Below are 10,514 nucleotides of genomic sequence, written 5' to 3' on the forward strand. Positions count from 1 at the left end.
ACGGGGTTCGGGTCGGCTCAGTTTGCCCGAATCAGGGGCTCCAGGCCCAGCCGACTGTCGGCCAGGTCCAACGTCAGGCTGATCACCCGGTGCCCGGGGCCACTACCCCCCGCCGGCAGGCTGCCGTCGCCGGGATTGACGGCGATCAGCGGCCAGGCCGCCGCCGCCACCGACAGCCGCAACCGTTGCCCGGCCGCCACCAGGGTCGCCAGGGGCTGCAGGGCCAGGGAGCGGCCGGCGGTGGCGGCCGCCTCCCCGGGGCCGAAGCGGGCCACGCCGGTGGTCAGCTGGCGCACGGATCGGCCGTCGGGGCTCACCTCCGAGAGGGCGGCGCAGAGATCGAAGCTGGACTGGTCGGCGCTCACCCGCAGCTGCAGGTGGAAGGTCCCGAGCAGCCAGAGGTCGTGCGCCAGGGGGGCGGTGCTGAAGCAGGCCACGTCGGAGCGCCGGTCGAGGTCGGCGCGCTCCACCGGTCCCGGTGCCGGGCCGAGATGGCCGCCCCGGCCGGGCGCCGGCCGCCAGGGGTCATGCACCAGCACCACCAGGCCGCCCCCCGCAGGCGCGGCTGCCGGCCGCAGTTCCCCTTCGTCACAACGGATCGCCGCCAGGCCCTCGGAATGGAGCGACCAGCCGATGGCCGCCCCCTGCGGCTCGCTGGGCTCGCCCGCGTTGTGCCAGGTGCCGGTGGCGCAGCACTGCAGGCGGATCGGGGCCTCGGTCTCCGCTTGCGGCGCCCCGGGAGGAGTCAGCGGATCCTGCAGATGACGCCGGAAGAAAGCCAGCAGGGTGCTGTCGAGGCCGCCGTTCCAGTCGAGGTGGTTCCAGGCGCCGACCACGAGCCCGGGGCTGCCGCCGGCGGCGCGGGCCCGGATCCAGAGATCGAGAACGCCGGTCAGGTGCGGGTCGTGCCAGCCGCCGATCAGCAGCATCGGTCGGCGCAGCAGCGCCGGCGCTGCGGTGTGGACCGTCCAGCCCTTTGGGATGGAGGGATCCTGCTTCAGCCAGCGCAGGCCCATGCCGGCGGGGTCGTGGCGCTCCAGCAGGGCCAGCCCCTCGTCGCAGAACTGGCCCTGCTGGAGGCTGCGGCGGATCTCCCCCCAGCCGGCCCCGTCGCCGCGGCGCCGGCAACCTTCGGCCGCCAGTTGCAGGGCCCAGCCCAGCCCCAGGGCCCACCAGTGGGCGCCCCCCTCGCTGGCCCAGTGCAGGCGCTCGTCGAGGCCGCACATGGCCGGGCTCAGGCAGTCCGGCAGGGCCGCGTCGTCGTCGCCGCTGTTCAGCAGCTGGGTCAGGCCCTGGTAGGAGAAGCCGTAGCTGCCCACCCGGCCGTTGCTGCCCGCCAGCGTCCGGGCCCAGCGGACCGTGGCGGCCCCATCGGCCGCTTCCTGGGCGAAGCCAGCGAAGCAGCCATCGGACGCCCCACGGCCGCGCACGTCCTGGACCACCACCAGGAACCCGTGGCCGGCATACCAGCTGGGATGGGCGTAGGTCACGGTGGAGGCGATCGCCCGGCCGTAGGGCTGGCGCATCACCAGCACGGGCCAGGGACCGTCCCCGTCGGGGTGCCATACACGGCTCACCAGCCGTGCCCCATCCGCCAACAGCAGGGTGGAATCCCGGGACCGGACCACCGGGATCAGAACACGGTGGAGCAGTGCAGACCGATCACGTACGTGGCCAGCACTTCCGCATCCATGGGGCTCAGGCCCCGGCTGCTGGCCAGCCCGGCGATCGAGGCCTTGGAGGTGGCCGAGACGCCCTGGGCGTTCAGCTGGCGGAACTGCTGGCAGAGGCTCTGGGCCAGGGCCGGGTTCTGCTTCACCGACTCCAGCAGGGCGGACTGGGCGCGCACCACGGGCGCCGTCACGGCGGTGAGGCAGGTGGCGCAGAGCAGGGCCGTGAGGCGCCGGCGAAGGGGGTGGTTCGTGGCTCTAGGGGGAGAAAGGCGGGTTGCTGGGGGCATCACTGCCTCCGTCCGTTTTCTCCATTCCAGTCACCCCCGCCGGGGTGGCGCGGGCCCAGGGGTCAGTTCGGGGAGCGACTGGAGGCCTGCCTGGCCCGGCGGATCCAGCGCAGCACCAGGGGTAGATCCACCGGCGGCACGGCGGCCCCGGTGAGCCGGCGCTGCAGCCGGCCCAGCTGCAGCAGCAACTGCTGGGGATCGGCATCGGCCAGGCCGGCGGGACTGGCGATGCCCCCATGCAGCAACAGGGCCGCTTCCTCCGGGGCCAGCCCCACCGCGCTCACCAGTCGGGCCTGACCCCGCAGGCGAATCAGCTTGGCTTCGCTGGCTTCCCCGGAGGCCGCCAGCTGGCGGAGCTGTCTGTCATCAAGCCCCGCCAGGGCGTCCCAGCTCTCAATTCCATCCCGGCGCAGGCGCTGTTGCTCCCGCCGCATGTGGGCCGCTGGCTGGAAAGGGTGGGCCACCAAGGTTCAGACCGCGTCGTCGAGGCTGCTGGACGCCTCCTGGCGGGTGGTTTCCGCCAGCACCACCGGCCGCGCCAGCCCGGGCTCCACGGCCTCGACCCGCCGCAGCCGCACCCGGACCTGGCTACCACCACCACCGCCACTGCCGCCGCGCCCGCCGCCGCGCAGGTTGCGGGCCACCTGCTCCACGGTGGGGGCCGCCGCCTCGCTGGGCAGATCGGCCGGTGCGGCGGCAATCACCAGATCGGTGCCGTTGTCGAACACCACGGGCACCTGGACCGCCCCCGGCACGCTCACCCGCGGGTTGTAGCTGATCGAGAAGGCGAGGCAGGAGAGCGAGAGCAGGGCCGTGAAGCTGGTGATCCCCACCAGACGGAAGCGGATGCCCCAGCGGGAGAGGAACCCGGCGATGGTGAGCACCGCCAGGACGCCGCTGGCGGCACCCAGCCAGGTGCCCGCCACGAGCAGGATCGGATCAGCGGCCATGGGGCTGGGGAAGGCGTGACAGGACCCCTATATTGCGGCCGCCATGGACGGCGACCGACCCCGGTGGATGCGTTGGAAGCCTGACAGACAGTCGTTACCAGCCCCCCGGCGCGTGGGGAAGGGGCTGCTTGCCGTTGGTCTGGTCGGGGCGGGTCTGGGTCTCGGGGCTTTTTGGTTCGACCGGATCGTCGCCGGGATCTACACCCGTTTCCGGCCCACCCTGGAGCGCCAGATCGGCACGGCCATGGGCCGTCCGCTCGTCTTGGGTCCCTACCGGGGGCTCAGTGCCGATGGCTTCTGGATCGGTCCCAGCCGTTTTCTGGCCGGCAGGGAGGACGGCTCCACCGTGACGGTGGAGGGGGTGCGGGTGCGACTCGACCCGTTGGCCAGCCTGTGGTTGCGCGGCCCTGTGCTGGATCTGGGTCTCCAGGGGGCCCGGGCCGACCTGCGCCGCAATGCCAGGGGCCAGTTCTGGGTGCTGGGATCGGCTCCCCCCGGGCGCGAGCCGCCCCGCATCGACCTGCGCCTGGGCCTGCTCCAGCCCGGCGCGCTGCGCATCTGGGGTGCTGGTGCCACGGCCCGGCCCCTCGACCTGGCCGTCGCGGGCCAGGTAGGGATACGGCTGCACCACCGCGAGATCGACCTGGGCCTGCGGTTGGCGCCATCAGCCGGCAACGGTGGCGGCTCGCTGCTGGTGGATGGCGAAGGCCAGTGGCAGAAGCAGCAGTGGCAGGGCCGGCTGACGGCCCGCCGCTTTCCCCTGGCCCCGCTGCGGTCGTTGTTCCCCTCCGGCGACCGGGCCGGGGGGATCCTGACCGGCGCGGCCGATGGCCGCCTGGGGCTGAGGATCAGCGATGGCCTGGCCCGCTGCGATGGCGGTCTGGAACTGCGGGGCCTGCGCTGGCAGCTGCAGGCCGGTTCGGTGCCTCTGACGGCGGAACGGCTGCCCCTGAGCTGCCGGGAGCGGGCCCTGATTCTGCCCGCCAGCCCCTGGCGCTATGGCACCTGGGGCGGCCGCCTGACGGCCAGGGCCGAAGCGGATCGCCGCCTGGATCTCCAGCTTGTCGTCCAGCCGCCACCGCGCCACCCGTTGGGGCGGAAACCCCTGCAGGCCGACCTCAAGGGACGCTGGGAGGCCGGACTGCTGCGCATCGCCCGGCTGGATGGCCGGCTGGGTGCCTCCACGCTCAGGGCCAGCGGCAGCGTCGGCCGGTCGCTGGCCCTGGATGCCCGCTGGCGCCTGAACCCCGATGATTTCCCCGCCGCCTACCGCCTGCCGGAGTGGTTGCGGCAGCCCCTTGCCGGCCGCCTGCGGGCGGATGGCCGTCTGGTGGCGCCGCGCCTGCGCGTGGAGACGGGCCAGGCGTCCCAGCGGCTCCTCGGTCCCTGGCAGGCGGCCCTGGTGTGGCGCGACCGCTGGCTGCGGCTGGAGCGCTTCGAGGCCGACCACCTCCAGGCCACCGCCCAGCTGCCCCTGTCCTTCCAGGCGGGCAAGGGTCTGGTGGTCGGTCCGCTGCTGGCCCGCGTCGATGTCCAGGACTACCCCCTGGCGCGCCTCAATCCGTTGCTGGGCACCACCCTCCAGGGCCAGCTGGATGGGGCGGGCAGCATCTCCGGGCCCCTGGCGGAACTGCGTCCCGACCTGCAGCTGCGCCTGCAGCAGCCCGGGGCCGGTCCCCTGCTGTTGCGGGAAACCTGGCGCGGCCGCCTCAAGGACCGTTCCGTCGATCTGACGGCGGTGGCGCCGACGCCGAACGGCCGCATCACGGCCCTGCTCGACCGGCGCTGGCAGCCGGTGCAGGCCGCCATCGAACGGGACGGCGGCCTGCTGACCCTCGACGGCCGGCCGGCGAGCTACCGCTGGGTGGCGCGCGCCTTCCCGCTGCGGGGCCTGTCGGTGGCCACGGGGCCCAACCGCCGCCTGCGCCCCCTGGAGGGGGACCTCAGCGGCCGTGGCCGGCTGGGGCTGCAGCCACTCAGCTTCGATGGCCGGGTGGAGCTGCTCTCGCCCCAGTTCCTGGGGGTGGGGGGACGGCGCATCCAGGCCGATGTGGCCTACAACGACCGCCAGTACCGGGTGAAGGGGCGGATCGAGCCCCTCGGCGAGGGCAGCATCGCTGCCACGGTCTCCGGGCGCTGGAACGGTCCGTTCCGGGCCCGCTTCGAGGCCCGCCAGCTTTCCACCCTGCTGTTCCGCCAGCTCAACGACGCCTGGCCGATCTGGCGTGGGGCGCCGGCACCGGAGCGCGGCCGGGCCAGCGACCTGGGCAGCCTGGTGATCGACACCATGGCCGGCACGGTCACCGACCAATTGCTGGCCCTGGCCCAGGCCGAGCAGCGGGTGGCCGCCAGGGTGCAGGCGGCCAGCCGGGCGAGCCGGGCCGAACGGCTCGATCGCTTGCAGGCCCGGATCGATGCCGACCTGTTGCTCAGTGGCCCCGACTTCGCCCGCACCAGGGCTGACCTCAAGGCCACGGGCCACCTCTGGTACAACCAGGGCGACCGGGCCGAGGCCCTGGCGGGCAAACCCTTTGAGGTGCGCCTGGAGGGACCGCTCAGCGGCGGCCGCGGCAGCTTCAGCCTCGCCGACCTGCCCCTCTCCCTGCTGGCCCTGCTCACGCCGCTGCCGCAGAACCTGCGCGGCAGCCTGGCCGCCCAGGGCCGGTACCGGCTGGGCGGCGCCCGCCCCGAGCTCAGCGTCGACCTGGCACTGGTGGATGGCCGCCTCGGCGAGCAGGCCCTGGCGCTGGAGCGGGGACGGGTGGAACTGAAGGCCGAAGGGATCGGGCTGGATCTGGCCCTGCGGGCCGAGGGGGCGTCCCGCAGCGTCGACCTGGCGGGCACGGTCCCGCTGGTGGCGTCCCAGCAGGGACTGGAACTGCGCCTCGCCACCCGGGGCGATGGCCTGCGCTTCCTCACGCGGCTGGGGGGTCAGGCCTTCGAGTGGCAGGAGGGCGGCGCTGACCTGCAGCTGCTGGTGCGCGGCAGTCTCGACGATCCGATCGCCAACGGCTTCCTGCGCCTGCGGGAGCTCCGCTGCCGCTTCATCGGCCAGGAGGTGCGGGAGGTGGAGGCCACGATCCTGTTCGACTTTGAGCAGCTCGTGGTGCAGGAGTTCCGCGCCCGGGTGGGGCCGAAGGGGGTGGTCGGCGGCGAGGGCCGACTCGGGCTGTTCCGACCCCTGGCCCAGGAGCGAACCCTGCAGGTGAAGCTGGAACAGGTGCCCTTCAAGGTGCCGAGGCTGGCGGCGGTGGGGGATGGGCAGCTGAACCTGAGCGGCAGCCTGGTGTCCCCGGTGCTGGGCGGCGACGTGGCGATCAGCCGCGGCACGATCAACGTCCAGCCGGGCCAGCTGGCGGCCAGTGCACCGGTGTCCGACCAACCGGTGCAGCCGCGCACCATGCCCGAGCTGCTCGAGGCGAAGTGGAACTTCCAGCAGCCCCTGGTGTTGCTGGGACCCGATGTGGAGTCCACCTCCGCAGAAGCCCTGCGCTCCTCGGTGCCGCGCTTCCCTTACCTGGCCTTCGAGGACCTGACCCTGCGACTGGGCCCGGATCTGCGGGTGGTGATCCCCAACATCGCCAACTTCACCACGGCCGGCCGCCTGCGCATCAATGGCCGCCTCGACCCCTCCCTGCGGGCCTCCGGGGTGGTGCGCCTGCTGGGGGGACGGCTGAACCTGTTCACCACCAGCTTCAGCCTCGATCCCGATGCCCCCAACGTGGCGATCTTCACCCCCTCCCTGGGGCTGGTGCCCTACCTCGACATCGCCCTGCGCACCCGCATCTCCGACAGCCTCAGCGTGCTGTCTCCGGCCGGGGTGGGAGAGGTGGCCCCCTCGGTGCAGAACGCCCCCAACCAGTCCGGCCTGTCGGCCCTCAACCAGCTGAACCTGATCCTGGTTGTCGTGTCGGTGAGCGGGCCGGCCGACCGCATCGCCGAGAACCTCAAACTGCGCAGCAGTCCGCCCCTGCCGCAGGAGCGGCTGGTGGCGCTGATCGGCGGCAACACCCTGGCGGGACTGAGCGGCGGCGGGGCCGGAGCGGCCCTGGCCACGGTGGTGGGCCAGACCCTGCTGTCGCCGCTGCTGTCGTCGCTCAGCGACGCCCTCGGCCAGCGGGTCAGCCTGGCCCTTTATCCCACCTACGTGAACCAGGTGATCGACGCCGAGAAGGAACGCACCACCCGGCGGGTGCCGCCCAAGCTGGTGCTGGGGGCGGAGATCGGCGTGGACATCTCCAACCGCTTCAGCATGTCGGTGCTGGCGGCCCCGAACCGCTCCGACGTGGCCCCCCAGGTGACGCTCACCTACAAGGCCTCCGACACCTTCAACCTGCAGACCTCCGTTGACACCGAGGGGGCCTGGCAGTCGCTGCTGCAGGTGTTCCTGCGCTTCTGAAGTCGGCGCCCCCCCGCTGCTTAAGGTGCGTCCATGGCGTCGTCCCCCGAACGATCTCCCGGTGAGGACCAGCTGATCGGCATCGATCTGGGGGGCACGGCCATCAAGCTGGCCCGTTGCGATGAGCAGGGCACCGTGCTCGCCGAGGCTGAGGTGGCCACCCCCCAGCCGGCGATGCCGGGGGCGGTGTGTGTGGCCCTGGCCGAGGCGGTCGCGGCCATCGACCCCGACCACCTCGCCGGCCGGGTGGGCATCGGCCTGCCGGGGCCCTGCGACGCGGCGGGTCGGGTGGCGCGGATTTCCATCAACCTGCCGGGGTGGCGGGACGTGCCCCTGGCGGCCTGGCTTGAAGCCGAACTGGGGCGGCGGGTGGTCCTGGGCAACGACGCCAACGGCGCCCTGCTCGGTGAGGCCTGGCGGGGGGCGGCCCGGGGCGTGGACAACGTGCTGCTGCTCACCCTGGGCACCGGCGTGGGCGGGGCGGTGCTGCTCGGCGGCCAGCTGTTCACCGGCCACGGCGGCGCGGCTGCTGAGCCTGGCCTGATCGGCGTGGATCCTGAGGGCCCCCCCTGCCGCAGCGGCAACCGCGGCTCCCTGGAACAGTTCTGCAGCATCGGCGGCCTGGCTCGCCTCAGCCCGCTCGATCCGCACGAGCTCTGCCGCCGCGCCGATGCCGGCGACACGGAGGCCCTGGCGGTGTGGCAGGCCTACGGGCGGCTGCTCGGCGTGGGGCTGAGCTCGCTGCTGTACGTGCTCACCCCGGAGCTGGTGCTGATCGGCGGCGGCCTCAGCGCCGCCAGCCACCACTTCCTGCCGGCGGTCTGGCGGGAGGTGGAGGAGCGGGTGCTGGCGGTGAGCCGGGAGGGACTGGTGATCCGCCGCTGCGCGCTGGGCAACGGCGCCGGCCGGCTGGGGGCGGTGCGGCTGGCGCTGGATCGCTTGGGAGAATAGGGGCCATGAGCCAGACCATCACCCCACCCACCAGCGTCGTGCCGGAGCCCGACCCCCAGCTGCTGCAGCGGGCCGCGGCGGTGCGCCGGGCCGCCATGGCCCTGGGCCAGTGCACTGATGCCGAACGCCGTCGTGCGGTGGAGGCGATGGCCAAGGCCCTGGATGCCGCCAGCGCCGAGATCCTGGAGGCCAACAGGGCCGACCTGGCTGCCGCGGACGCCGAGGGGCTGGCACCGGCCCTGGTGGCCCGCCTCAAGCTGGATGGCCCCAAGCTGGCGGGGGCCATCGCCGGCGTGCGCCAGGTGGCCGCCCTGGCCGATCCGGTGGGCCGGCGCCAGCTGCACACCGAACTCGATGACGGGCTGGTGCTGGAGCGGCTGAGCGTGCCGCTGGGGGTGCTGGGGGTGATCTTCGAGGCCCGGCCCGATGCGGTGATGCAGATCGCCTCGCTGGCGATCCGCTCCGGCAACGGCGCCCTGCTCAAGGGGGGACGGGAGGCCAGCCGCAGCTGCCAGGCGATCGTGGCGGCCCTGCAGCGGGGACTGGGCGGCAGCGCCGTGGCCCCGGGCGCCCTGGAGCTGCTCACCAGCCGCGAGGAGAGCCTGGGCCTGCTGCGGCTCGATGGCCTGGTGGACCTGATCATTCCCCGGGGCTCCAATGCCCTGGTGCGCTTCATCCAGGACAACACCCGCATTCCCGTGCTGGGCCACGCCGACGGCATCTGCCACCTGTACGTGGATCGGGCCGCCGACCCGGCCCTGGCCCTGCGCATTGCCCTCGACAGCAAGACCCAGTACCCGGCGGCCTGCAACGCCATCGAGACCCTGCTGGTGCACCAGGCCATCGCTCCGGCCTTCCTGGCGGCGGCCCTGCCGGCCTTTGCGGCGGCGGGGGTGGAGCTGCGGGGCGATGCCGGCGCCTGCGCCCTGGGGGTGGAGCAGCCGGCCGGGCCCGGTGCCTGGGACACGGAGTATTCGGATCTGATCCTGAATGTGAAGGTGGTGGAGGACCTGGAGGCGGCCCTGGAGCATGTGCGCCGCCACGGCTCCCGCCACACCGACGCGATCGCCACCACCGATCCGGCGGCGGCCGATCGCTTCCTGCGGGCGGTGGACAGCGCCGGGGTGTTCCTCAACTGCTCCACCCGCTTCGCCGACGGCAACCGCTACGGCTTCGGCGCCGAGGTGGGCATCAGCACCCAGACCCTGCCGCCGCGGGGGCCGGTGGGTCTCGAGGGGCTGGTCACCTACCGCTACCGGCTGCGGGGCGAGGGCCACATCGCCGCCGACTACGCCGAAGGGCGCCGGCAGTTCAGCCACCGCCCCCTGCCCCTGTGACCGAGGCGATCCACGTGCGCGGCCTGCGGCTCTGGGCCCACGTGGGCGTGTACGAGCAGGAACGGCTGCACGGCCAGTGGTTTGAGCTGGCCTTCTCCCTGGGGGTGGATCTTTCCGCCGTGGCCCGCAGCGACGACCTCAGCCAGGGCTTCGACTACGGCCGCGGCATCGCGGCGCTGCAGCAGCAGGCCCGCACCCTCCGCTGCCAGACCCTGGAGCACTACAGCGAGCGGATCCTCGATGCGCTGGAGGACTGCTACGGGCCGATCCCCCTGGCGGTGGAGCTCAGCAAGTGCCAGGTGCCGGTTCCCGGCTTCGACGGCAGCGTGGCGGTGAGCCGGAGGCGGCGCTGGGGGTGAACAGCACCGGATCTGGCGCGTCGAGGCCTGCCGCGGTGAGAAACAAAGTGGAGCCTTCGCACTCGGGGTCACCACCTACCCGCCATTGCCGGCGTTGGCAAGGTTCGCCAGGATCCGCCTGAAGGCCCCCCCGGGTAGCTCCGCCTGGTCTGTGATCCCAACAGCCCCAGGACCGGCTGGCAGCCCTGGGGGCTCCGGCAGCATCGGGCCGCCCTCACCAGGCTCGAAACCACCAGGGTGAGAGAACCGGCTGCAAGCCGCTGCAGAGAATGTGTTTCTGTCTCTCAGAATGGCAGACAATTGGATTTTCTCTCCATCATCTCCTGTCTGAGCCTGTGTTCCATCAGGGCAGGGGAAAACCTGAAAGAGCGACCAATGTCCCCATGCCTTTACACCATCTCAAGGGCTGGATTTAATCAGTTCTTTACTCTTAGGGAATCTCTGGGCAACAGGGGTACGAGAACCCTTTGAGCTCGGCAAAGCTGCCTTTCCCCTGGATGGGCTCTGAGGCCGCCTACTGGATGCTCAATTGGCTCATTGTCAGCGTCATCTGGCTGG

Annotated in this window: 8 protein-coding genes; 4 read left to right on the plus strand and 4 right to left on the minus strand. The window is 72.6% G+C overall.

Annotated features, from left to right (window positions below; genetic code table 11):
- Positions 1-17: 17 nt before the first annotated feature.
- From KBZ12_RS05890 to KBZ12_RS05905, 4 genes are all read right to left on the minus strand, one after another.
- Complete coding sequence (locus KBZ12_RS05890; RefSeq protein ID WP_254956955.1) at positions 18-1,628, minus strand: CocE/NonD family hydrolase; 1,611 nt, start codon at positions 1,626-1,628, stop codon at positions 18-20.
- 5 nt (positions 1,629-1,633) lie between these two features.
- Positions 1,634-1,960: a hypothetical protein gene (locus KBZ12_RS05895; protein ID WP_315859278.1), complete on the minus strand. Its 327-nt coding sequence runs from the start codon at positions 1,958-1,960 to the stop codon at positions 1,634-1,636.
- Between the two features lie 62 nt (positions 1,961-2,022).
- On the minus strand, positions 2,023-2,424 hold the full coding sequence (locus tag KBZ12_RS05900) for a DUF4332 domain-containing protein (RefSeq protein WP_254956956.1): 402 nt from the start codon (positions 2,422-2,424) through the stop codon (positions 2,023-2,025).
- 6 nt (positions 2,425-2,430) lie between these two features.
- Positions 2,431-2,910 (minus strand): DUF2518 family protein, encoded by a 480-nt coding sequence (locus KBZ12_RS05905; protein WP_254956958.1) that lies wholly within the window; start codon positions 2,908-2,910, stop codon positions 2,431-2,433.
- Between the two features lie 112 nt (positions 2,911-3,022).
- Here KBZ12_RS05905 and KBZ12_RS18490 point away from each other — a divergent pair, with 112 nt between their 5' ends.
- Genes KBZ12_RS18490 through KBZ12_RS05925 form a run of 4 tightly spaced genes read left to right on the plus strand, consistent with a single transcriptional unit; the run spans position 3,023 to position 9,956 of the window.
- Complete coding sequence (locus KBZ12_RS18490) at positions 3,023-7,309, plus strand: translocation/assembly module TamB domain-containing protein (RefSeq protein ID WP_315859279.1); 4,287 nt, start codon at positions 3,023-3,025, stop codon at positions 7,307-7,309.
- A 33-nt stretch (positions 7,310-7,342) separates the two neighbouring features.
- Complete coding sequence (locus KBZ12_RS05915) at positions 7,343-8,260, plus strand: ROK family protein (RefSeq protein ID WP_254956959.1); 918 nt, start codon at positions 7,343-7,345, stop codon at positions 8,258-8,260.
- A gap of 5 nt (positions 8,261-8,265) precedes the next feature.
- Positions 8,266-9,597 (plus strand): glutamate-5-semialdehyde dehydrogenase, encoded by a 1,332-nt coding sequence (locus KBZ12_RS05920; protein ID WP_254956960.1) that lies wholly within the window; start codon positions 8,266-8,268, stop codon positions 9,595-9,597.
- Positions 9,594-9,956: a dihydroneopterin aldolase gene (locus KBZ12_RS05925; protein ID WP_254956962.1), complete on the plus strand. Its 363-nt coding sequence runs from the start codon at positions 9,594-9,596 to the stop codon at positions 9,954-9,956. The genes KBZ12_RS05920 and KBZ12_RS05925 overlap by 4 nt, the downstream gene beginning before the upstream one ends.
- Positions 9,957-10,514: the final 558 nt, after the last annotated feature.

The sequence above is a fragment of the Cyanobium sp. Cruz CV13-4-11 genome, from assembly GCF_024346055.1.
GTDB lineage: Bacteria > Cyanobacteriota > Cyanobacteriia > PCC-6307 > Cyanobiaceae > Cyanobium.

Excerpts from the sequence above, each read along its gene's own strand:
- KBZ12_RS05895 (WP_315859278.1), bottom strand. The coding sequence starts at position 1,960 with ATGCCCCCAGCAACCCGCCTTTCTCCCCCTAGAGCCACGAACCACCCC.
- KBZ12_RS05905 (WP_254956958.1), bottom strand. The coding sequence starts at position 2,910 with ATGGCCGCTGATCCGATCCTGCTCGTGGCGGGCACCTGGCTGGGTGCC.
- KBZ12_RS05915 (WP_254956959.1), top strand. The coding sequence starts at position 7,343 with ATGGCGTCGTCCCCCGAACGATCTCCCGGTGAGGACCAGCTGATCGGC.
- KBZ12_RS05920 (WP_254956960.1), top strand. The coding sequence starts at position 8,266 with ATGAGCCAGACCATCACCCCACCCACCAGCGTCGTGCCGGAGCCCGAC.